Source organism: Sulfitobacter sp. TCYB15, assembly GCF_040435955.1.
GTDB classification, from domain to species: domain Bacteria; phylum Pseudomonadota; class Alphaproteobacteria; order Rhodobacterales; family Rhodobacteraceae; genus Sulfitobacter; species Sulfitobacter pontiacus.
Genome location: NZ_CP159197.1, coordinates 33,058 through 56,011 on the forward strand (window position 1 = coordinate 33,058; position 22,954 = coordinate 56,011).

General features: G+C 55.8%; 24 protein-coding genes and 1 pseudogene. 5 read left to right on the forward strand and 20 right to left on the reverse strand.

Annotation, left to right across the window (positions count from 1 at the left end):
* Positions 1-341 precede the first annotated feature (341 nt).
* The 12 genes from tviB to ABM428_RS17530 form a co-directional block, all read right to left on the reverse strand.
* Positions 342-1,613: a Vi polysaccharide biosynthesis UDP-N-acetylglucosamine C-6 dehydrogenase TviB gene (tviB, locus tag ABM428_RS17475; RefSeq protein WP_353628722.1), complete on the reverse strand. Its 1,272-nt coding sequence runs from the start codon at positions 1,611-1,613 to the stop codon at positions 342-344.
* A 21-nt stretch (positions 1,614-1,634) separates the two neighbouring features.
* A complete protein-coding gene (locus ABM428_RS17480; protein ID WP_353628723.1) occupies positions 1,635-2,645 on the reverse strand; it encodes an NAD-dependent epimerase/dehydratase family protein in 1,011 nt (336 codons plus the stop codon).
* Positions 2,646-2,706: 61 nt separating this feature from the next.
* Entirely contained in the window at positions 2,707-3,597 is an 891-nt protein-coding gene (rfbA, locus tag ABM428_RS17485) for a glucose-1-phosphate thymidylyltransferase RfbA (RefSeq protein ID WP_353628724.1), read from the reverse strand.
* 6 nt (positions 3,598-3,603) lie between these two features.
* Positions 3,604-4,470 carry a dTDP-4-dehydrorhamnose reductase gene (rfbD, locus tag ABM428_RS17490; RefSeq protein ID WP_353628725.1) on the reverse strand — a complete coding sequence of 289 codons (867 nt, stop codon included), beginning with the start codon at positions 4,468-4,470 and terminating at the stop codon, positions 3,604-3,606.
* Positions 4,467-5,504, reverse strand: a complete 1,038-nt coding sequence (rfbB, locus tag ABM428_RS17495) for a dTDP-glucose 4,6-dehydratase (RefSeq protein WP_353628726.1) — start codon at positions 5,502-5,504, stop codon at positions 4,467-4,469. Before rfbB ends, rfbD begins: the two co-directional genes overlap by 4 nt.
* Complete coding sequence (gene rfbC / locus ABM428_RS17500; RefSeq protein ID WP_353628727.1) at positions 5,505-6,104, reverse strand: dTDP-4-dehydrorhamnose 3,5-epimerase; 600 nt, start codon at positions 6,102-6,104, stop codon at positions 5,505-5,507.
* Positions 6,101-6,358 (reverse strand): hypothetical protein, encoded by a 258-nt coding sequence (locus ABM428_RS17505; protein ID WP_353628728.1) that lies wholly within the window; start codon positions 6,356-6,358, stop codon positions 6,101-6,103. Before ABM428_RS17505 ends, rfbC begins: the two co-directional genes overlap by 4 nt.
* A gap of 129 nt (positions 6,359-6,487) precedes the next feature.
* Positions 6,488-7,489, reverse strand: coding sequence for an IS30 family transposase (locus tag ABM428_RS17510; protein ID WP_353628666.1), 1,002 nt, complete (start codon positions 7,487-7,489; stop codon positions 6,488-6,490).
* 97 nt (positions 7,490-7,586) lie between these two features.
* Positions 7,587-8,366 carry a hypothetical protein gene (locus ABM428_RS17515; RefSeq protein WP_353628667.1) on the reverse strand — a complete coding sequence of 260 codons (780 nt, stop codon included), beginning with the start codon at positions 8,364-8,366 and terminating at the stop codon, positions 7,587-7,589.
* Complete coding sequence (locus ABM428_RS17520; protein ID WP_353628668.1) at positions 8,363-9,439, reverse strand: GSCFA domain-containing protein; 1,077 nt, start codon at positions 9,437-9,439, stop codon at positions 8,363-8,365. The genes ABM428_RS17515 and ABM428_RS17520 overlap by 4 nt, the downstream gene beginning before the upstream one ends.
* Positions 9,440-9,568: 129 nt before the next feature.
* Positions 9,569-9,796: a hypothetical protein gene (locus ABM428_RS17525; RefSeq protein ID WP_353628669.1), complete on the reverse strand. Its 228-nt coding sequence runs from the start codon at positions 9,794-9,796 to the stop codon at positions 9,569-9,571.
* 585 nt (positions 9,797-10,381) lie between these two features.
* A protein-coding gene (locus ABM428_RS17530; RefSeq protein WP_353628670.1) for an IS3 family transposase occupies positions 10,382-11,733 on the reverse strand; the annotation gives its coding sequence in 2 pieces (ribosomal slippage) (positions 10,382-11,397 and positions 11,397-11,733; 1,353 coding nt in all).
* A 149-nt stretch (positions 11,734-11,882) separates the two neighbouring features.
* On the opposite strand from ABM428_RS17530, the pseudogene ABM428_RS17535 reads away from it, so the two are divergent.
* A pseudogene (locus tag ABM428_RS17535) lies at positions 11,883-12,113 on the forward strand (integrase core domain-containing protein); the annotation flags it as partial.
* A 56-nt stretch (positions 12,114-12,169) separates the two neighbouring features.
* On the opposite strand, the gene ABM428_RS17540 reads toward ABM428_RS17535, so the two are convergent.
* Positions 12,170-12,553: a hypothetical protein gene (locus ABM428_RS17540; protein WP_132998258.1), complete on the reverse strand. Its 384-nt coding sequence runs from the start codon at positions 12,551-12,553 to the stop codon at positions 12,170-12,172.
* 2 nt (positions 12,554-12,555) lie between these two features.
* Positions 12,556-12,819 carry a hypothetical protein gene (locus ABM428_RS17545; RefSeq protein ID WP_353628671.1) on the reverse strand — a complete coding sequence of 88 codons (264 nt, stop codon included), beginning with the start codon at positions 12,817-12,819 and terminating at the stop codon, positions 12,556-12,558.
* 59 nt (positions 12,820-12,878) lie between these two features.
* Here ABM428_RS17545 and ABM428_RS17550 point away from each other — a divergent pair, with 59 nt between their 5' ends.
* Entirely contained in the window at positions 12,879-13,133 is a 255-nt protein-coding gene (locus ABM428_RS17550) for a hypothetical protein (RefSeq protein ID WP_353628672.1), read from the forward strand.
* A gap of 29 nt (positions 13,134-13,162) precedes the next feature.
* Positions 13,163-13,291: a hypothetical protein gene (locus ABM428_RS17555; RefSeq protein ID WP_353628673.1), complete on the forward strand. Its 129-nt coding sequence runs from the start codon at positions 13,163-13,165 to the stop codon at positions 13,289-13,291.
* Positions 13,292-13,760: 469 nt separating this feature from the next.
* Here ABM428_RS17555 and ABM428_RS17560 read toward each other — a convergent pair whose 3' ends face one another.
* Genes ABM428_RS17560 through ABM428_RS17575 form a run of 4 tightly spaced genes read right to left on the reverse strand, consistent with a single transcriptional unit; the run spans position 13,761 to position 18,990 of the window.
* On the reverse strand, positions 13,761-14,873 hold the full coding sequence (locus ABM428_RS17560) for a glycosyltransferase (RefSeq protein WP_353628674.1): 1,113 nt from the start codon (positions 14,871-14,873) through the stop codon (positions 13,761-13,763).
* 4 nt (positions 14,874-14,877) lie between these two features.
* A complete protein-coding gene (locus ABM428_RS17565; RefSeq protein ID WP_353628675.1) occupies positions 14,878-15,852 on the reverse strand; it encodes a glycosyltransferase in 975 nt (324 codons plus the stop codon).
* Positions 15,845-17,002 carry a glycosyltransferase gene (locus tag ABM428_RS17570; RefSeq protein WP_353628676.1) on the reverse strand — a complete coding sequence of 386 codons (1,158 nt, stop codon included), beginning with the start codon at positions 17,000-17,002 and terminating at the stop codon, positions 15,845-15,847. Before ABM428_RS17570 ends, ABM428_RS17565 begins: the two co-directional genes overlap by 8 nt.
* A 2-nt stretch (positions 17,003-17,004) precedes the next feature.
* Complete coding sequence (locus ABM428_RS17575) at positions 17,005-18,990, reverse strand: HAD family hydrolase (RefSeq protein ID WP_353628677.1); 1,986 nt, start codon at positions 18,988-18,990, stop codon at positions 17,005-17,007.
* A gap of 741 nt (positions 18,991-19,731) precedes the next feature.
* Here ABM428_RS17575 and ABM428_RS17580 point away from each other — a divergent pair.
* On the forward strand, positions 19,732-19,986 hold the full coding sequence (locus tag ABM428_RS17580) for a helix-turn-helix domain-containing protein (protein ID WP_037941572.1): 255 nt from the start codon (positions 19,732-19,734) through the stop codon (positions 19,984-19,986).
* Positions 19,987-20,139: 153 nt separating this feature from the next.
* Here the strand turns inward: ABM428_RS17580 and ABM428_RS17585 are convergent, their stop codons facing one another.
* Complete coding sequence (locus tag ABM428_RS17585; RefSeq protein ID WP_353628678.1) at positions 20,140-21,441, reverse strand: type II toxin-antitoxin system HipA family toxin; 1,302 nt, start codon at positions 21,439-21,441, stop codon at positions 20,140-20,142.
* Positions 21,431-21,769: a helix-turn-helix transcriptional regulator gene (locus ABM428_RS17590; RefSeq protein ID WP_353628679.1), complete on the reverse strand. Its 339-nt coding sequence runs from the start codon at positions 21,767-21,769 to the stop codon at positions 21,431-21,433. The genes ABM428_RS17585 and ABM428_RS17590 overlap by 11 nt, the downstream gene beginning before the upstream one ends.
* A 202-nt stretch (positions 21,770-21,971) precedes the next feature.
* Here ABM428_RS17590 and ABM428_RS17595 point away from each other — a divergent pair, with 202 nt between their 5' ends.
* Entirely contained in the window at positions 21,972-22,760 is a 789-nt protein-coding gene (locus ABM428_RS17595; protein WP_353628680.1) for a sulfotransferase, read from the forward strand.
* Positions 22,761-22,954 lie beyond the last annotated feature (194 nt).

The window sequence follows — 22,954 nt, forward strand, 5'->3', positions numbered from 1 at the left end:
TCTCACAGGGCGCGGAATATTGATGTTCGATCAACCTTCTACCGCTGGGTGCAAAAGTACGCCCCTGAATCGAAGGAGCGAAAGATACGCATTTTGCGTAGAGCAGACGTCGACTGGCACGTCGCTGAAACTTGCATTCGGCTCGGCGGTAAATAACGCTATCTATGGCGCACCATTGGCGCAAATGACCAGATTATTAGATGTCACTCAGCCTATTTGCACACCTTGGGAAAGGAAGCCGAACTCTGCGCATTTCCTGCACTGCGATGATCTGCGCTTTGTAAAATGCAACCTCAGCTGGCAATCGTAAAGGGGATGATAAGATACGCAAATGCTAATGTTCACAAACGCAAAACACCTAAACTTCGCGGCAAGATACCTTTGACGTCAAACACCACGGCGTTTACGTTGGCGTACTTCCCTATGATATCTTCATTCAGAAACGCCTCATGTGCCACGGCAATAATAATTGAATCGTACCCCCGGGTTTCAGGCGCTGCCGTCATCTTTAGCCCGTATTCCCGCTGTGCTTCTGCTCTATCGACCCAGGGGTCGTAGATGTCAACGTTCACGCCGTAAGTCTCCAGCTCATGAATAATATTCGTTACCCGCGTGTTGCGCAGGTCGGGACAGTTTTCTTTAAATGTCAGCCCCATGACAAGCGTGCGGGCCCCCTTCACAGGAATGTCCCGCGCGATCATTTCGCGGACGGTGCGGCCGACGATGTAGCAGCCCATTCCGTCGTTGATGCGGCGGCCGGCGAGGACGACTTCGGGGTGATAGCCGACGGATTGGGCTTTTTGCGTCAGGTAATACGGGTCCACGCCGATGCAGTGGCCGCCGACGAGGCCGGGGCGGAAGGGGAGGAAGTTCCACTTGGTGCCTGCCGCGTCGAGCACATCTTGGGTGTCGATGTCGAGTTTATTGAAAATCAGGGCAAGTTCATTCACCAACGCGATGTTCACGTCTCGTTGTGTGTTTTCGATTACCTTCGCTGCCTCCGCCACCTTGATCGACGGCGCTTTGTGCGTGCCAGCGGTGATGATGGACGCATAGAGCGCATCGACCTTATCTGCGATTTCAGGCGTGGATCCGGAGGTAACTTTGACAATGTTGGGCAGACGGTGGGTTTTGTCCGCGGGGTTGATCCGCTCGGGTGAATAGCCGGCGAAGAAATCTTGGTTGAAGGTAAGACCGGAGATCTTCTCCAGCACAGGCACACAATCTTCTTCCGTTGCGCCGGGGTAAACCGTGGATTCATAAATCACGATATCGCCGCGCTTTAGAACCTTTCCGATCGTCTCGGAGGCTTTGAGTAGGGGGGTGAGATCGGGACGCTTGTGCTCATCGATTGGCGTCGGGACGGTCACGATAAATGTGGTACATTTCGCAATATCATCCAGCTGGTCGGTAAACGAGAGATGCGCGGCCTCGGCCATCTCCGCAGCATCCACCTCAAGCGTATTGTCCTTGCCGGCCCGCAGTTCGGCGATACGGGCGGTGTTTATGTCAAAGCCGACGACCTTGCGCTTCTTGCCAAATTCGACCGCCAAGGGCAGGCCAACATACCCCAAGCCGATCACGGCAATGGGGGCATCATTCAAGGTCGGCATCGCAAACTCCTCGTCCAAAAACTACTTGGCGTAATAGTCGCGGAACCAAGCTACAAATTCCCGGATACCATCCTTGATATCGGTCTGGGGTTTGTAACCCGTGAGGGTTTTTAGCAGTTCCGCATTCGCCCAAGTCGCGGGCACATCGCCCATCTGCATTGGCATGTAGTTACGGATTGCCTTTTGACCAAGCTCTTGCTCGATCGCTTCGACGAAATCGAGCAGGCGCACCTTGTCGGAATTGCCGATGTTGACGATGCGGAAGGGGGCCACGGGGGACAGGCTGTCTCCCTCGGGCACCTCGCGGTTATCGGGGCGGACAGGGGGCGTGTCGATCAACAGACGGATGCCGCGGACCAGATCGGTGACATAGGTAAAGTCGCGGTACATGTCCCCGTGGTTGTAGATATCGATTGGGCGCCCATCGAGGATCGCGTCGACGAATTTGAACAGCGCCAGGTCGGGGCGCCCGTAGGGACCGTAGACCGTGAAGAAGCGGAACATCGTTGTCGGCAGATCCCACAGATGCGCATAGGAATGCGCCATTGCCTCATTCGCTTTCTTCGTCGCGGCGTAGAAGGTGAGGGCGGTATCGGCCTTATCAGTCTCGGCAAAAGGCATATCTTCGTTGGCGCCGTAGACCGAGGAGGTAGAGGCCATTAGCAGATGTTCAACCTTCAACCGCCGCGCGGCCTCCATCACGTTGAATGTACCGACAAGGTTGCTGTCGAGATAGGCGCGTGGGTTTTCCAGCGAATAGCGAACGCCGGCCTGCCCAGCGAGGTGGACAATGACATCAGGCGCGAAATCGTCGGTGACTTGCGTGATCAGCGCATCGTCCTCAAGCATCCCTTCGGTCATCGAAAAATGCGGGTTCTGTAGCAGCATCTGGTGCCGGCGCTGCTTCAGCTTGACGTCATAGTAGTCGGTCATGCCGTCAAAGCCGTGGACGCGGAACCCTTCGTCGAGCAAGAGTTGTGCAAGGTGGAAACCGATGAAGCCGGCAGTGCCGGTGATGAAGATTTTTCTCACGGGAGGGTCCAATACGATAAAAAGAATTTGTTTCGCGCGCGAAACATTTTGGGATTTATGGTTATCTTAACGAACGATTTAGGTTACTCAGATAGACACCGTATTCATTTTTTTCAAATAGTTTGGCTTGTTCTTCCAATGACGCGGCGCTGATCCACCCTTGGTCAAATGCGATTTCTTCAGGGCTTCCCGTCTGCAAGCCCTGCCGCGTTTCCAGCGTGCGGACAAAGTTGCCAGCATCCAGCAAGCTTCCATGCGTCCCGGTGTCCAGCCAAGCATACCCACGCCCCATACGTTGCACATTCAGCGATCCGTCATGCAAATATGTTTCAAGCAACGTCGTGATCTCTAGCTCTCCTCGTGCCGATGGCTTGACCGTTTTAGCGCGCTCGCATGCGGTGTGATCCAGAAAATACAGCCCTGTAACTGCATAATTCGACGGAGGCACTTCTGGCTTTTCAATGATTTGTCGCGCTTGGCCGTTCTCGTCAAAATCCACGACACCATAGCGTTCAGGATCCGATACGCGGTAGCCGAAGACGGTGCCTCCGGTGGTTTGGGCGTCGGCTTGGGCGAGGATCTCGGGCAGGCCGTGGCCGAAGAAGATGTTGTCGCCAAGCACCATCGCGGAAGGTGCTCCGTCTAGGAAATCTTCGGCCAAGATGTAAGCCTGAGCCAATCCATCGGGGCTCGGCTGCGTGACGTAGCTTAGCGAAATGCCCCATTGGCTGCCGTCGCCCAAAGCTCGTTTGAATTGGTCGACGTCTTGGGGCGTCGTGATGATCAGGATCTCGCGGATACCGCCCAGCATTAGCACGCTTAACGGATAGTAAATCATCGGCTTGTCATAGATCGGCAGCAGCTGTTTCGACACGGCGATCGTGATCGGATAAAGCCGCGTGCCGGAGCCGCCAGCGAGGATAATACCTTTGCGTTCAGGCGTCTGGGTCATGGGAAATCAGTCCTTGGGAAAATCAAGTTGGGTCAAAATATGGGTGAGGCTCACGCGCCAATCGGGGCGGGAAATGCCAAAGGCGGCCTCGGTCGCTGCGCAATCCAGTCGCGAGTTCAGAGGGCGTTTTGCAGGGGTAGGGTAGTCGGACGATGGGATATCAGTGACAGCGCAGGGAAGCTTGGCGGCGTCGAAAATCGCGCGAGCGAAATCAGCCCAACCGGTATTGGGCGCGCTCGAGAAATGGTAAATGCCAGACTTTTTGGGATCTGAAATGAGGGTTTCGGCGATTATTACACAGGCCTGTGCGATCTCAGCAGCGCCGGTAGGGCCGCCGATCTGGTCGGCGACGATGGTTAATGCCTCGCGCTCGGCTCCGAGTCGTAACATGGTTTTGACGAAGTTATTGCCATGCGCCGACACGACCCATGAGGTGCGTAACACGGCGTAGCGCCCGCCCGCTTTCACAATTGCGACCTCGCCGTCACGCTTGGTGCGGCCGTATACGCCTTGCGGATCGGTCAGGTCGACAGGTGTCCAAGGCGTGTCACCAGCGCCTGAAAACACATAATCGGTCGAGATAGAGACGAAAGGAATATCGCGCGCGGCACAGGCTTGGGCCATGGCGGCGGGGGCATCGGCGTTGATGAGCTGCGCCGTTTCTGTATCGCTTTCGGCCTTATCCACGGCAGTATAGGCGGCGGCGTTGATCACCGCATTAGGCGCATGGGCATTGATCGTAGCGGTGCAGGCGGCGGGGTCGGTTAAGTCCGCATCGGTGCGGGCGAGGGCGGTGATTTGGATATCATCGCTGTTCAGCGCGCGCAGTTCCGTGGCGACCTGACCGCTGTGGCCGAAGACGAGGATCTTCATGCCTCGCCCAATCGCTCGCCAACACCCTGGCGGATTTGCAGCGCGCGCCACCAGTCTTTATTTCCAAGGTACCAATCCACAGTGCGCGCCAGCCCTTCTTCCACCGTGACCGAGGGCCGCCAGCCAAGCTCTGTCTGGATACGTGTCGGATCAATTGCATAGCGTTGATCATGGCCCGGGCGGTCGGCGACGAAGGTGATCAGGTCGGCATACGGCGCGCCTTCAGGGTGGCGATCATCGAGTAGGGCGCAGATCATTCTGACCAGCTCAAGATTGCTGACCTCGTTCTCGCCCCCGATATTGTAGCTGCGGCCAAGCGTACCCTTCGTCAGCACGGTCAGCAGCGCATCGGCGTGGTCTTCGACAAACAGCCAGTCACGTACATTCGCGCCATCGCCGTAGACCGGAATTGGCTCTCCGGCGAGCGCTTTGAGGATGACGACGGGCACCAGTTTTTCAGGGAAGTGGTAGGGCCCGTAATTATTGCTGCAATTTGTAAGCACTATTGGCAGGCCATAGGTCTCGCCCCAGGCGCGCACCAGATGATCACTGGCGGCTTTCGAGGCGGAGTAGGGGCTGCGCGGGTCATAAGGCGTCTCTTCGGTAAACTGCCCTGTGGGACCGAGGGAGCCATAGACTTCATCGGTAGAGATATGGTGAAAGCGGAAGCCATCGGGCTTGCCCGCATCTTGCCAATAAGCGCGCGCGGCCTCCAGCAACGTATAGGTGCCGGTGACATTGGTCTGAATAAACGCCCCCGGCCCGTCGATGGATCGGTCCACATGACTCTCGGCCGCGAGATGCATAACCGCGTCGGGCTGATGTGTTTCGAAGATCCTATCCAACGCCTCCCGATCACAAATATCTGCCTGCTCGAACGCATATAGAGGGCTGTCCGCCACGCTCGCCACATTCTCAAGGCACGCCGCATAGGTCAGCGCATCAAGGTTCACCACACTATGTCCCCGCGCGATTGCCAGACGCACCACTGCCGAGCCGATGAAACCCGCCCCGCCTGTCACCAATAGCTTCATCTATACACCCTCAAACGTGAACGGACTGTTAAGATCAGCCAAAGAGGGCGCATTTGCGTCCTTATCCGACAAAACGGGCGTCATATCCCCCAGACCCCAGTCAATTCCGACCTGAGGATCGTCCCAAGCGACCGCCCCTTCGGTCTCCTGCGCGTAATAATCCGAACATTTGTAGATAATTTCAGTCTCTGGAGCGCGTGTCACAAACCCATGCGCGAAGCCCGCCGGTACCAGCAACTGCTTGCCGTTCTCGAAGCTCAGCTCGACCCCGAACCACTTCCCATAAGTCGGCGACCCCTTCCGGATATCTACCGCCACGTCAAAAAGAACGCCACGCCCGCAGCGCACCAGCTTGTCCTGCGCGTGGGGCGGAACCTGGAAATGGAGCCCGCGAATGGTGCCTTGGGTCATGGACAGGGAGTGATTGTCTTGCACGAATTGTGTGGTGATACCGTGCTCGGCGAGGGCTTGGGCGTTGTAGCATTCCGAGAAAAACCCTCGGTGATCGCCGAAGCGTGCTGGGCTGATGACGACGACGCCGGGAAGTGGGGTTTGTTCTACAGATACGGACAATATGTAAGCACCATTCAGAAATGTCACCGAGTTTGCATAGCAGAAGTGTCACCTGAAGCGGCGAGGGTAGCAAGGCTTTGCAGCCCACGGACCTCAAATATCTGAGGGTTGTGAAGCCTTGCGTGTGTCAGTGGAAAAAACAGACGCTTTTCTTTCTTGGAGAAGAAGGCAGCGGGGCCTACTTCCTTCACGGTCTCCTCGAACTGCTCCCAAGCAAGGCTGTCCGCGATGAACGGATTATCGAACACGGTTGAGGTGCCGAGTTCGTTTACGACTTCCAAGATCCAGCTCGGATCAATGTCTTTTTTATAGATATCGACCGTCAGGAAATGCCCGTCAATCTAGACATCGGCGCAAAGGTTGTGAGCGATACGTGAACCGCGACTCTTGTTGGGATCAGGGTAGGGATGTCATCGCATTTCCTCCAATATCTTTTCGCGGAAGACCTCGGCTGGGGTCTTCCATCCAAGACACTTTCGTGGCGTGTTGTTGAGGCGATCACAGATCACCTTCATATCGTGATCTGTGCATTGCCGGATGTCGCGTTTGCGGGGCAGCCACCTTCGAAGGCGTCGGTTAGTGTTCTCGACTGTGCCTTTCTGCCAGGGGCTGGAGGGGTCGCAGAACCACGTCTGGGTTCCGATCTCGGCTTGTAGGTGTGGCCAACTGACAAACTCGGTTCCGCGGTCAAAAGTGATGGACCGGCGGGCGACGAGGGGGAGGTCTTTGATGGCACTCATGATCTTGCCCATGACCGGCTTGGTGCGCTTGTTGGGGTTTTTCAGGATCACGGTGAAGCGGCTGACGCGCTCAACCAGTGAGGTGACGTTGGTCTGGCCAAGCTTCTGTTTGAACAGCATCAAATCAGCTTCCCAGTGGCCAAATTGACGGCGATGAGCCACATCATCCGGGCGAAATAAGATGCTGACATCGCGGTGGAACTTGGGTTCTCTGTGTCTTCGGGTGCGGCGGGGACGTCGAGCGATACGGTGCGTCGGCAGATACCACCACAGGTCTTCGCGCTGACCTTCTGTGGAATAGATGTAGCGATAAATGGTTTCCTGGCAGACCCTGAGGGGAGCGCGCTCGTGGATCATACGGTTACTGATCTGCTCTGGTGTCCAACCGTTCTTGATACGCTCGATCACGCGCTTGCGAAGTTCAGGATGTTTGATCAGTTTGCGCTCTCGACCACGACGTTCCGCTTGCATGAGGTGAGCAGCGGCACCGTAATAGCCATCGCATCCCGGCATGCTTTCGTCCGAGAAATGGTTGCGCTTTAGCTCGCGAAATATCGTTGATCTGCAGCGCTTCAGAACGCGCGCCATCTCGTCAACTGGGACCTTAGCGTGTCTCCAGCGTTCTATCTTGCGTCGTTCTGTGATACTCAGTTGGTCGTAAACGGCTCCCATACCGATTCCTCTTATTAGATAAACTACTGTTTTCTAACAAGAGTCGCACTTGAGGGTAGCGCGCCCCCGGCTACACCACATAAACCGATAATTAGGATTATGTGAAATAATAGTCCAGATAGTTTTTGAGGCACACTCGGCCGTACTCTGCATTCATGTGTGAAAAATCACCTCGACTTGCGGGAGTTCTAAGCGAAGCAATTCCGCCTCCGGCCGACAGATATTCCGATTTTGTCGCCCCAGAACTACTACGTAAGCCCATGGGCGAAGGCACAAATTTCAGGCCCTGTCTGCTGAAATAGTCCACAATGATTTCTTCATAGTATCCGAGAATAGCTGACCTTGCCGAGCCTATATCTGCAGTCTCCCGCCAGACGTCATAAAGGGGATGAAGGCTGCTTTGACACTCTTCCGCGTAGATCGGTCGAGGATGCATGTCCGGGCGGATGGAGCCGTCTAGGTTGACTCTGCTATCCCTCAAGATATTTGCGGCTTGTAGTTCGAAGATCGCTTTAAGAAAGGGTTTTGAGTATGCTGGCCGCCCGGTGGATGCGTCCTCGATCGTGTCCGGGTCGCCAGAGGTGGTGATCATCACGGCATTTTCTGGTTTCCAGTTCATGCCGACCCAAAGGTGCCGATCATAATCTTTAAGCTGCACCTGATCAAAGCCATTAATATCAACGACACGTTTGCGCTCATCATCCGATATTTTTAACGCTGAGAACACGCCTGTATCTTGGATCCGATAACGCCTATGGATCATTTCAGGTATGCCGAAGAACGTAACATTTATGTCCGGATAATCAGGTGCGAGCGTAGGCCACGCTTCACGCCAAGCACCTACATGTGAGTTGCCAAAAATGATGAGATTCATCATGCTTTCGCCACTCCTATATCAGCAAATTGATTCAATAGAACCTCTTCACAACGGGCATCCATATCGTCGTCTGTAAGGGGCATTGGCGCCTCGGAAAGCACGGTGGAACCCATCCGATCTTCAAACCCGTAAGCGCGCATTAAGATTGTCATAACCGTTTGAACGCCCTCAGGGGTGACATCGCGCAAATTGGGTGCGAAAAACTGTCCTTTCGAACGCGGTGAATTAATAATCTCGTAGGATGGGAAATAGTCGACGTTCGCAAAGTCGGAAGTCAGTTCGTCGCAAGCGGCCCTCAACACAGCCTTTGATCTCGTTGTGGCGATCTCTACATGGGTGCCGCTCGCTGTCGCAGCCAGAGGGATAGGGGATACGGTGATCAAGAACTTTATGTTGGGGTTAAGCGTCTGCGCGAGCCTCATGAACTCTCGAAAGTCGTCAACGACAGTGCGCGTTGTATAGTTCTTGAAGCTATGAACCGTAGGATCAAAGCTGCCGCCTAACGTACCGGGTGCAAGGGAAAATACGGTTTGAGTTTCAGTATGAAGCCATGCCTCTGTGAGGCCGAAGGTGAAAACAAACACATCGCAAGACTGCATCATCTTAACTATACATTCCAAATGACGCGCGCGATGCCATATGACAGCATCAGGGGTTTCTAATCCGGTCGGTTCAACGTTTGGTCGCTGAGAGTCAATAAACCGGTCTTTTAAGGCCCAAACGGGTTCTGCTGGGGTAAATCGACCAGTGGCCTCTTTCATGATTTGCAGCAAATGCGCAACAGTATAGATATTGCCGTAGCGCGCTGAATACGTGGAATATCCATAATTTTTGGCGAGGTTCTCAGGTGTACCTGGGGGCGCAGGTTCGGCATCAATAACGCTTAACCCAGATTGTCTGAGCGCCCGCCCAACATGTTGCGCAAAACATGATCCTGCGGTCGCAATCCTCATGTCATTCGTCAACGGGAACTTGGGCCTGAAAATGTCTGAAGAGGCTACCTCAATGCGTTTTTCAACGGCGATTTTCCAAAAAGCGCGTCTTTCTATGCCGTTATAAGGCGATCTTGACATATGAAGAACCTAAATAAACATAAGTGGATTTGGCCGCTGAGCCTTCTCTCGACGATTAAATTGTAAAATAAGTATGATGGTCAACGGCTTTGTGGCTTGGACGATCACAATCACAGACTTCCAATTTCCCTAGGCGTCTGGCGAGAAGCCGCCAGATCCACGCTGCCTATGTGCTGCGCGCACGGTGACATCACCACAGATCAGATTCAACGGCGACAGCTGCGCAGGTTCAGGCGACACATCGACATCCTCGCGAACAACAAGCGCTGCAAAGCTTAGTTCTTCAGCCAAAGCTGGCAGAACCAGCTTGCCTTCCCGCGCCATGCGCCGCCATTCCGCCAAATGATTGGTCCGCACTCATACTGCCGCGCCACTGCGTCCACCCCAGGCACCCTCCACCAGCGTCTCGGCAACAATTTGCGCCTTAACCGCATCCGGCCAACGGCGGTGACGGCGCGGCCCCACAACCATATCAATGTCACTGAGAAACTCCGTTCACCGCACCATAGAGAAACTCCCTGGTAGTCCACCCATAGGGGCTTAATCTCAGATCAGACGATCACAAGGAAGGTGGGGGCGGCGCATTGCTTGCAGAAATTTGCAAAGGAGACCAAAATATTAACCGCGTCATTGATCACGGCGCATAACTGAGGGTGGGTCAAATCTCGGTTAAAATACCGGGGATCAGTTCTCAGTGACAATCAACAGTTGAAGTAACTCTTATGAAGTAAGTAGTTGAAAATGCTACATTTGGTAGAGAATAGGACTAAAGATGTGTAGGCGTTACCAAAATGATAAATTTCAATGAGTTAGATGCAAGAACGATCCGTGAAAGAGGCGATATGGCCCAACTTTGGGAGACATCATCCTGTCAGTCGTCATATAAAATGGGACATCAGAGCGGCTTGAACATTGGAGGCTCTGGTTCGGTTGCGTGATTGATTATGCGGCTTGTTTTTGATGTTGCAAGCGGCGCTGTCGGATCGTCAGTTTCTTGATCTTCTCCCTTTCTCTCAGAATGACTTTGTCCCGTCCAAAGTAGACGTCGGCGGGTGTGACGTTGTTCAGGCTCGCGTGGTAGCGCTGGTTGTTGTAGTAGTCGACGAAGGCCCCGATCTGTTGCTCGAGATCACCGGGCAGGTAGTAATTCTCCAGCAGAACACGGTTCTTCATGGTCTGGTGCCAGCGTTCGATTTTGCCCTGGGTTTGTGGGTGGAATGGCGCCCCGCGAACGTGGTCCATTTTCTGATCGGTCAGCCATTTGGCCAGATCGCCAGAGATATAGCAGGAGCCGTTGTCGCTGAGCAGACGGGGTTTGTGTCGGACCACGGCTTGGTCGCAGCCCGATGCCTGAAGCGCCAGCTCGATCGTGCTGGCCACATCCTCGGCCTGCATGTTCGTGCAGAGCTTCCAGGCGATGATGTAGCGGCTGTAGTCGTCGAGGATGGTGGACAGGTAATACCAGCCCCAGCCAATGATTTTGAAGTAGGTAAAGTCAGTCTGCCACATCTGGTTGATGGCGGTGGTCTTGTCCGTGAACTCATCGGCGGCCTTGATCACCACGTAGTCCGGCGCAGTAATCAGATCAGCGGCTTTCAGGATGCGGTAAATCAATGATTCAGAGACAAAATATCGCTTCTCATCGGTATATTTAACGGCCAGCTCGCGTGTGGTCAGTGCCTCATGCTCCAACGCAAACTCGATCAGATCGTCACGGCGGATATCAGGGATGCGGTTCCAGACCGACTTTGGACGTGGCGAACGATCTGCCAGGGCATCAAAGCCACCTTCGACATATCGGTCATACCATCGGTAAAATGTGGTGCGCGGGATGCCCAGCATATCAAGGGTCTTCTTGGTTGGCAGATGCGACCCTTCAACTGTGCGAATGATCTCCAATTTCTCGGTTGCTGGATACCTCATTCCTCGAACTCCCCAGCCCCTGTCATGCTTTTTTTGAGCAGACGGTTCTCAAGGGTTAGGTCAGCCACGCATTCCTTCAGAGCCATGGGCTCGGATCGCAGATCCTTCACCTCAGGCGATGTCGCCTGACGCGCTGTATCGCCGGAAAGGCGACGCTTTCCAGCCTCAAGGAATTCCTTCGACCAAGTATAATACAGGCTGTCAGAGATACCCTCGCGGCGACATAACGCAGAGATGCTTTCCTCCCCGCGCAATCCGGCCAAAACAATGCGGATCTTCTCCTCCGCCGAGTAGGCCTGGCGGGTCTTGCGGCGGATGTTTTTGACCAGCTTGTCAGCTGCATCTTTCGATGTTCCGGACTTCTTGTTCATCTTCGCTCCTTAAAGGCTACGATGAACCAGAAACCCTCCGTTGTTCAAATCATCAAATCTGTCCCACAGGTGCTGACGTCAGACAATCAATGCAGCCAGTTCACCGGATCGGCATGGATAACTACACTGACTAAAGCAGGGTACGCCTCTCGATGGATGGGCGCGGTCAACACCTGGGCAGCACCCTTATTGAACGATTGCGGCGCAGCCTCAAACAGGAAGCGATTCATCTCGAAGAGATCAGCGACGGTTTCCAGACGCAAAGGGTCGTCAAAAACTGGGTTGCATTCTACAGCACCGAGCGGACCCATTCCGCGCTTGATCGGCAAACGCGGGACGATGAATATTGGGCAGGCTTGGAAGAGCAAAAAGCAGCATGAAATCTAAACCCGATACACCTTAGAAAAGCTGCAAAACTGCTGGGACCACTTCAAACTTAGGCACGGCGAGTTTCGATCAGTTCCACCAAAGCCACTTGTTGGGTAAGCGTGAGCTTTTTAAGACTTTCGACCAACCTAGTGTATTCTCCTTCATCAGGAACATCATAGCCATCTAACTTTCTTTCTTGGTAAACCATATCTACGATCCAAGGGAGGCTTAGTTGAATTGGATATACCTCAAGCCATTCCGCAATGACGAACCCAAGGAAATCGTTGTCTGCTAATACTGCTACCATTTGGCGCTCGTTCGCAACAAGCATGTCATAGCGAGCAACGATTTGATTAAGCCTCGCCGATCGATCCGACAGTAGGCGGTTTCGCTCCAGAACACGGGCAGTATTTGCACTCATTGAAAAGCTCGTTTTTTTGGCTTCTTTCATAATTAGGCTTCCTCGTCCCATTCATTGTCCCAGCAACCTTTAATTAGGCTGATCGCTTCTGCTTCCGTTTTAAAATCCGTCGGTTCGTCAGAGATATGGGTCAAGCTATCATCGATACCTTCTGTGAGAGATACCTCCCACATACTTTGACCGCCTTCGATGATATAGCGTTGAGCAGCCAAACAATCTTGTGGATATTCCTGCTTTTTTGCGTTGGCAAATGCCGAAGATACCGCCTCCTCAAGAGTTCCATATTTATTTTCCATCGCTCTCACCTCCTATATTCCGCTCGATAGAATACATATGTACCACAGTTGTATTCTAGATGAAATACGGTACAGGCCTTTCGATTGAATATTTAGGATGGTTCCAATTACAAATCTTAATCCGTAAAACTCGTAGCATTCGGGTCCCTTCTGAACAGCCTAACGTTTGCAATGAGAAAGTTGCGGAAGGGAGTTTCATGGTGCCTGAGATCACAGTTTCATTCTATTCAACCTATGGTGCCAATCACGGCGATGACGTTGAGGCCGCTCGCGCTGCCGATGCCGCCGAAGCAGAGGAAAGGCTGCGTGTTTAAAATAGTTCGCGCCTTAGGACGTGGTGAACGTGGAAGGCGCTTGGCGCGAGCCGCTGAAGACGATGAACGACACGCCGGAAGCCGAGCCGAAGGATATGGAATGGGCAGTAACGTATATCATTTTGGTCTCGACCCTGTTCGTCGATCCATCGATCTAAGTTCGTGCCTCCGTGAAAACGCTCGGCCCGTTGAGGCAGAATGGTGCCTAGGCGAAAAAGGCTAGCACCGCTACTACATCGGCCCAGACCCCCAAGGCGATCAAAGAATGACGTTTCAGCCGGTTTATATAGCAGCTATGCATTGGGGGGTGATCATCGCACCAAACTGGTATACCAACCCGATCAAGCTCGACGACGCTGGAAACCCGTACGGGTATTCTCGCACCGCTAGCGCGATGATCGATACCGACAAAATCCGTAGGCTTTCAGACTGAGCGGCTGGTAAATTTTACGCACATGGTTATGCATCAAACCATCGCTCTACAAGACTATTGTGGAGCTACATAACGGCTAGATGTTCGTATGCACCAAACCGGTAAGTTTTATTCTATATAGAAAGCGCTTTCCCATGTTTGGTTTATAGTTCGTGCTGGTGCCGTCATCTACTTAAAATCGCTCACACGAGACTTTAGATCAAAGCTGGTGGCAATTCAAATACCTCGAAGCTAGGTACATCGGATACATGCCCTACAGCGTCAATCGCTCGACCATATAGCACCTCATACGCCCCCAACATATGCTCCACGGTAAACAACCTCTCAACCCTCTCCCGTGCGGCCCAGCGGGGAATGCCGATCGCCTCCCTCAACGCCTTGGCCAACTCCCCAGCATCCGCCCCAGCATAACGCGCCGCATCCCCCGCCACTTCACGGATCGCGCCATTCTCAACCGCCGCAATCGGCAGACCACAAGCCATCGCCTCAATTGCCGCCAGTCCGAAGGGTTCGTCCCAAAGCGGCGTGAACAGCAGCACAGAGGCGCGGGCGATGGCCTCGGTCAGGTCAACGCCTTGTAGGTGACCGCCGTATTGCACACCCTCATTTATCAACGGTGCAATTTCAGTGTCGAAATAACCCTGATCCTCAATCGTGCCGTAAATATTCAAAGGGATGCCAGCAATCTTAGCCGCCTGAGCGGCCAGGTGCGTCCCCTTGGTGGGCGTGATGCGGCCCATCCACACTGCAGTGCCATCGCCTTCCGGACTAAACGGCCAATCCGCTAGGTCGATTCCATTCGGTACAACACGGGCGAAGGGAGCATCTGCGTCATCAAACCACGCTCCCAATTGCCGCTGCGAGCAGGTGGTGAACAGCGACCACGGTGCCCCGCCATCGGCGACGGCACGTTTCAGCACATCGAACGGTGGCACATGCAATGAAGTCACCATAGGGATCCGATGCCGCGCGGCGAAGCGCGGGGGGAAGCGGTGCAGAGAATTGTTGTGCACCACATCGAAACTGCCCTCGGCCAGGCGCGGCAGGAGACGCTCGAACGCCGCATCCAAATGCCCCGTCAGCTCCGGCGTGCCGTGCCATTTGTGCCAAGGGAACTCTCGGTCATAATGAACGTCCATGACGGACTCGACCTTGCCACCCCAGTCGCTGTCACCGGCGGCAAACAAAGTCACATCATGACCCCGCGTCTGAAGACCGCGGCAGAGATGCCAGCAATGCGCCTCCATCCCACCCATGAAGGGGCGCGCGATGGGAAAACGCACATGTCCGATGACAGCGATCTTCATGGCGTCACTCCGCCGCGATGGCAGAGATGCGGTCCTCGCCCGCTTGGGCGGCGGCACGGCGCTCTTCCTCGGTGTCCAAATCGCGCAACAGCTTGTCCATCACCCGGCGGCTGTTGGCGTAAGGCATATCGCCGGTCTGGCGGCACATCTCGAAATCCGCATCATTTGGCGTGCGCAGGATGGTCAGCGCATCGTCGCTGTTGTCGATCAGCCCCATCAAATGGAAGGCATGTAGCCAATGGCCCATGGTGCGATGCCCCCAACGGGTGGCGAAATATTCGGCGTTGCGCACCACGGCTTCCACATGGTGGATCGGCGGCATGCAGTGATCGTGATATTGGTGATAGACCTTGGCCCCCTTCATCCACCAGATATCGATCCCGCGGGCGTCGAGCACTCGGCCAAAATCCGTATCCTCGCCACCATAGCCGAAATAGCCTTCGTCAAACCCGCCGCTGCGTCCCCAATCGGCGCGGTGCATTGCGAAGTTGAGCGACCAGAAACAGCGGTAATCCTCGCAATAGCGCAGACCCTCCGCCGGAGGGCCCTGCCGGTCGGAGTGCTTGACGCCGATCTTGTCGAAATGATCGAAATCGAGGCCGCCTTCTGTCGCACCTTTGGGCAGATACGCGACCTCGCCCATCACCAGCCCGCGGCCCTCGTGGCATGCTTCCGCCACATCGGCGACAAGCTTGGGGTGCGGGATGCAATCGACATCGACAAAGGCCAGAACGGCGCCGCTTGCCTTGGCCGCCACCGCATTGCGCGCGGCGGCGAGGGGAAGCTCCCCATCGGGGCGGGTGACCTGGATTTGATGGATGGGAAAGGGCGCGTCGGGCAGACCCTCGTATAGCTCATCCTGCATGGCGGCGATCACCAGTTCACGCGGGGGCACGGTTTGCGCGGCCAAGCCACGGATAACATTGTGCAAATGCGCCTCGCGGCCGCGGGCGATGGTCAGAACGGATACGTCACGCATGGTGAACCTCCTTTAAAGATGTTGAAATTTCCGGGCGGTCCCAGAGGCGGTCCGCCAGATTTCCGAGCCACTGCGCGGTCCGGATCGCCGCGTCACTGCCCCCTGCCAAAGCCCGTTGCCGCACGAGATCATGCTGACGTTGTGCCTGCTCAACCGCCGCGCGCCAAGCATGGGCAGAGCTCGGCATATGCGGCAAATGCAACGCGGCATCGGCTTGGCCCAAAGCGCGCGCTTTCTCGACTTGTTCATCGAAATAGCGCCACTCCGGCACCACGATCCAGGGCTTCGCAGCGGTGAGCACTTGGGCACAGGTCGTATTGCCCGTGGACGAGATCACCAGATCCGCCGCCGCGATATAGTGGGGCGCGTTGTCGACCCAGCCTTTGTGGATCAGGTTCGGCGGCAAGGTCGCATGCCAATCGCGCTGCACCTCGCCGATGGTGATCCAGTCCATCTGCGGATAGCTGCGCGCGGCGACGCCCAGGGCGGCTTCGGAAATGCCATTGCCACCACCGCCACAGACCACCAGCGCCATGGGGCGTTTGCCGAGCTTCAGTGTCCCGCGGGCATCGTCGGGCTTGGGCAGCGACACATTCACCCCCAGCCCCGGAGCGTAGTGAATTTTCTCCGCCCAAGCGCGCCAACTCTCCTGTGCCAAATCCGCATGGAACGGGGCGAGCAACCCCGCGGCGCCGTCATAAGCGGCACGATGCCCCACATCACTACGGTCGCCATGCTGCAGTATTTTGACATGCGGCACCGAGCAGAGCCGCGCCAGCTGCGCCACCTCGGCCGAGACATCGACGATCATCAGCTCCGGTGCCTCAGCGGCAAAGAATTGCGCCATCGTGGCCATCGCCTCGCGGATGCCGGACCAGCCGACAGGCGCGCAATGGGTCGTGTCGGGCGTATCGAGCAAGGCGGTGCCACGCGGCTCATCCCCCCGCGCCTCGAACAGCGAGGGCAGCTTTTTTATTGTCACATTCTCGCGCAAAGGCGGGAAAATATCGTCGCGCGCACAGAAAATTCGCACCGGACGCGCCTCGGGCAGCGCGTTGACGACGGCGGCACAGCGCTCTGCGTGGCCCCGCCCCTGGTGATGCACGAAATAGCCGAAGGGCCGCAGGGGTACGTCAGGAAAATCACGCATGGTTATTCGCCCGCCATCAGCATCGGCTGCGGTGTGCGGTAATATTGCACCCCATCCAAAACCCCCGCCGCATGTTTCAGCGAAGAGCGATAGACCGAGGCCAGACCATCCAGTTCCGCCAGCGCATTTGCAGGCAGTACGGCGTTGTCGAAGCGCGAGAGCATATCCAGATCATTGCCGCTATCGCCCGCCACGATCACGCTGCCGTCCGACATGCCACGCCGCGCCGCCTCGAACCGGATCGCGGCGGCCTTGCCGGCCTGTGCGGGGATGATGTCGATGAATTTCTCATGGGACGGAATGATGCGGGCCAAGACCCCCGCCTGATGCAACCGCGCCTCGACCCCGGGGACATCGCTGATGGTACCAAATAGGCTGACCTTCCACCGGCGTTGGTCATAAACCGGCTGGAAACGCACGTGGGTGCCTTCCAACGCCGCACGCACTGCCGCCGCGTCCCACTCCTGCACGATCAACGCTGCGTACTCCTCACATAGCGTAAAACCACTGCCCGTACGGCGCCAAATCTCTGTGCCTGTCGAGCTGATGATCGTATCCGGCGTGGGCAGATCCCATTCCGCCAGCACCCGCTGCGCCTCTGCGATGGAGCGTCCTGTGGCGACGGTAAAAGCATAGCGCTCCCCCTCGCGCCCCAGCCACTGGGCAAAAGCCCGCGCGCCATTGCGGCAGCCGGTCAGCGTATTGTCGATGTCGCAGGCGAGCAGGTGCTCATGTTGTTGAACAGCGACGGTTTGATCCTGCGGCCCGCGGACCACCCCTTCCATCACCGCTTGCGTCCGGATCGCCCAAGCCGTCCAATCATATGTCTGCCGCGCAATACGCTGCGCCCGCCGCGCGGCCAGTTCACGCTCCGGCGCGGTCAGCACGTCGCGCAGCCCGCGCGCTAGGCTCGCCGTATCATAGGGGTCGATCAAAGCACCAAAACCAAGCTCCGGCAGAATATCCGACGGCCCGCCCGATTGCGTCGCCACCAAGGGCACACCCGCCTGCGCGGCCTCGATCAGGGTCAACCCAAAGGGTTCGTGAAACGCCGGATTGCAGAACACACCGCCCTCGGCCGCCAGCGCATAAAGGTCGCTGATATCCTGCGCGGAGTGTTGTCGTGGCAGCGCCACCTTACCCCAAAGATCATGGCGGTCGACCCCGTCAAACAGATCCGCAATCACCGCATCGCGCTCGCTACACCCCTGTCCCAAGCCATCCCGCAGCCCCGCGATAACCACAAGGTTCGCACGGTCTTGCAGTGTACAATCAGACGCATAGGCATCGACCAGCCGCCGCAGGTTCTTCTTCCGAATGGGCCGCGCGATGGCAAGGATGATGGGTTTGCTCACATCCCGCAGAAACCCGCCCAGCATCTGCCGCGCCCGCGCCGCGTCGCCCTGCGCCTCTACACAAACCCCCGGTCCAATCCGATGCGCACGCCCTTCTGCAGCTGACACCAACTTCGGGATCTGCCGCTCCACCTCATCACGCGACGAGGCGACAATCGCATCCACCTCGGACAGCGCACGCGTCTCCCGCGCAATCCGTGCCTTCAATTCCGCCGAGGGAGCCTCTCCCGGCCCCAACTTCTCCGCCCCCAGCGAATGCGCGGTATAAAGCACTGGAATCCCGAACCTCTCCCGCGCCGACAGCGCCAGCTCCGCCGCATCTGCAAAATGCGCATGGATCACATCCGGCCGCGCCGCGCCCATGGCTTCAAGCGTCTCTAACAATGCGTTTTGCAGCGAGGGAAGCTCCCCCACCAAATCACCCTTTTCCAAATACTCAGCCCGACCCGATGCCAGACGCACCACCCGACACTTGGGCGCGATCTCTTCCTCGGCTTGCGCAAAAACAACCCCCAACTCCGGCGCATCAAACAGCCGCGTGACAATCGTGACTTCTTCAACCTCAGGGAGTTTTGCTTGCGCCATCGCAGCGCCAAGAACATAGGCGATATGCCCACCGGTATCTTCCGTCATGCCGTACTTAACGGGCGGAGCGGATAGACACCCGCCCAGCGAAATATGCATGATGCGCATATCAGCCTCCAAAAAATTTTCGATTTATTCAGAGCTCAGATTGCAAGCTTCACAAAGATAACAGTAAAGTTACCTTATGGTTCCCGTCGGAATTAAGATTTGTTTTGGGTGAGTTTGAAAGCGCTTGTGCAGTGGGATTGATCGCATCCCTTCGCATCGGGTTCTTCCAGCTAGCACCTATCTCTTAACGAAAAAAATTGCGGCAAGGCCTTAGCCACCGATAATGTCCCAAGTAGGCCCAAATCGTTTGGCTGATATGCAAATCTCGTCGTTAATAATCGAATTTGTCCACCGACTGCTGGCGATAGGCTTCTCTGATGCGCGACATGAATGCACCTTGTTGAAGACCCATTTCTTCGCATGTTTTCTGAAACCATTCCGCGTCTTCAGGTAGGACCCTTAAATGTAACTGCCTTGTGTAAATCGATCTCGGCCTACCTCTCTGCCTAGATGGATAATTGGGTGGGCCTGAGGAATTATGGTCTTGGGTGCCTTCAAGCTCTTCAATAACCAGCTTCGCTACTTTTGCCATCAACGAACTCAACTGCTCTTCAGTACAAACAAGCCTACTCATAGCTACAGATTTCTCCAAAATGTGGGTACCAAAATTATATATCACAAATGGATTATTCACAGTTTACTTCATAGCCGCAACCAAAGATTTACTCCCTATGTCCAGCGATGGATACTCCACATATTGACCCTTTGTTGACCGCACTAGCCTCGGTTCTAAGAAAGCATCGCCGAGCGTTGAATATTTCCCAAGAGGAGCTGGCCCATAGGGCCGGGAGAAGTATGCGCTATGTATCCCTGCTCGAACGAGGGAAACATCAGCCAACGCTGGATACACTACGGCGTATGAGCGATGTCTTTGGCATGCCCCTTAGCCAGCTCATACTAGAAGCGGAAACACAGATTTCGCAGGCGGATATTTAGCCCGCTCAGCTTTGACACCTGAGGACACCCAACGGTGAGTATCAGTTTACCCTATTTGAATAGTTCAAATAGGGTAAAGTCATGACAATGTCGGAACTCTGAAGAAGACCCACAGCCTATAAGCACTTTTTTCAATTGATAAAATGGTGCGGCTTAATGCGAATGAAAATGCCCAAGTAGGGCGGCCAACCTACCTGTAAGCCCATCAAATGCGAACTCACGTAAAAACGCCCGCTCCCGTAAAGCTGTGTCATCTGCAGGCGTCAAATCTACGTCTCGAGCCATTTCATCAAACAGATCGCGGATCGCCTCGACCTGACCAAGGATAATCGTTTCAGCCTGATCCTGATCCAACCCAAAGCTACCTGCCGCATCCAACGCCAAAGAAAGGTTCGCGCGGTGATCTGTCCCCCGTACCGCCATGGCCTGATTGGCTTCATATGATGCCCGCGGGCGCGGGTCGATGTCGTAGGCCGGCGTCAACTGAAGCTGTTCCCCCGTCCAGAACCCAGCGTGGTTGCGGGCGTGGTCATCGGTATTACCGACGATAATGTTGAAGCACATACGCGCGAATAATTCTTGTAGATCCGCGCTTGGCGTGACGCTCGCTGTGCGCAGATGGGTGGCAAGATCCTCGTAGCTTGCGTAGCGCCCCTGAAGCTCGCTGAGCCCCAGAATGGTCAACGCAGATACCATCGCGCGCCGTGTCCAGCCTTGGCTCGTATTGATCCGGTCGAACCGCTCGATCAGCAGCACATCTTTGCCCATGACCTGGCGAAGCTCGACCGGAGCGACGTTCATACCGCAGGCCTGCGCAATCTTCATCGCGATATATTCGCCCTTCACCACTGAATGCTGGTCGTTGGAAGCGCTGAATTTCGCAATCATCTTGCGATTGCCATCCGTGACCTGCGCCTTGGGCCGTGCCCCGCCGATGGACGTCCCGTGGCGCAAGGCTTCATCCAACTCCAGCGGCAGGGGCACGCCACGTTCCACAAGATCCGCAGCCTCTATAAGGGTCGAGAGCGCAACCTCCCCCGCCAGTCGCGGCATGTATTCTGACGCGGATGTTTGGAAGTCCAGCGCGCCAATCCGATCGGAGCCGGATTGCAGCATATAGTTCATCTCGTCGAGCGCATCGAGGTCCATGGCGATGCCCTTGGCACCGGTCAACCGGTTGATAATGACCCGGCGCCCCCAGAAATCAGGTGCCCCGTCGCGCAGACAACCTGCGATCTGCAGGGGGGCGGCGGGCACATGGATCTGCTCGACCAAAGGCAGTTCTGGCAGGAAAATCGGTATCGCATCAGGATTGCGCAGATAGCTTTTACCGTAGGTAAACTGATACAGCTGGCCCACAAGTTCGACACGGCCAGCGACCACAGGGTCGGTTGCACCGGGCAGGAATATCCAGACATAGAGGGTCTTGGTCGGTTTTAGCAGGTCAGAAGTCATTGTCTAACTTCCCGCGGCTGGCTTGGAAGGCACGCTGACGCAACAGCGCATTTGCCCGCCGCTCGGTGGCGAGCCGCGTGGTTAGCCGTTCGTCATCTTCCTCAAATAGCGGAACGCCAAGGATGGTCGCGATTTCGAAAACGGCACCAAGGGATACGGTCATATCGCCCTTTTCCACCCGCGACAGCAGCGGGCGAGAGACCCCTGCCCGTTCCGCCAGTTCCTGCGCGGTCATGTTCCGCTCTAGCCGCGCTGCGCGGACCATCAGCCCCAAAAGCTCGGCAGCCTTTCGGGCGGTTGGCGAATAGGGGCGTGTTGGTTTGGCCATCGGTATCCGGAATAGTTCGTAATATTTACATTACATAATGCGTTATAATGATACTTATACGTTACACTCCCTCAAATTTCCACCTAATTCTATCATCGCGCTCCGGCCTCGCTTCGACTTCACCGTGACCCCTGCTGCTATAGCGTACCTTGCCACCCTTCCCCCACAGCCTACCTGACTTTCGCAAGACAAAGGGGCCTCCATGACACCACATCGCTATATTTTCGTCGGCGGGTTGCACCGCTCCGGCACCAGCCTCGTGGCGCGGCTGATCGGTGATTTGCCCGATGTCAGCGCGATCAACGCCGCCCCCGTGCCGGAAAATGAGGGCGTCTATCTGCAAGGCGCCATCCCCCATACCGCGCGGCATGGCGTGCCTATGCATTTCGCCACCGACCCCGCGCAGCACCATATCGAAGGATCGCATTTCGACAGGTTAGAGACACAAATGCGGTTGGAGCGGGACTGGGCACCCTATTTCAACGATGCCCCATGGCGGGTCGAAAAGTCGCCCGTAAACCTGACACGGATGCGGCTGTATCAGCAACTTTTCCCCCTGTCGCAGTTCGTCGTTGTCACTCGCCATCCAGAGGCAGTCGCCGCCGCCACGTCCAAATGGGTCGATTTGGACCCCGCGGCGATGATGGATCACTGGCTGGACGCCTATGACATCGTAAGGCGCGACATCGATTACCTGCATGCCGTGATCACTGTCCGCTACGAAGATCTGGTCAACGACCCCACCGCAACCTTGGCGCGTTTGGCGGCGTTTCTGGATATGAATGCGATGCCCGCGCCATCCGATATCCGCGATGGCAACCGGGACTATGCGGGGGCGAACACACTTTCCCCCGCTCAAGCAGAGCGTGCTTCTGCGTGGGGATATGGTGCGGGATTGCAGGCTCAGCCTTGGGCTGGCGTGACCCGCCACCCTTTGCGGCGCATTGCTGAGGATGTTGAAGCGGCGGCAGGTGGAGAAATGCCAGCCTAACGACTGTTCAGCAAAAAATAAGACGCAAAACCACATATTAGAGACACATGCTGTCGACCCACGCCCCCATTACACACCTTCTCTCGCCTCCCATTCTCACCTCAGTTGCACACAAGACGGAACTTTATCCCGCCCACGAGGTTCAATTTAAAATAGCAATTTTCGACCATCGTTCTCTTCCCCGCAACCCCGTT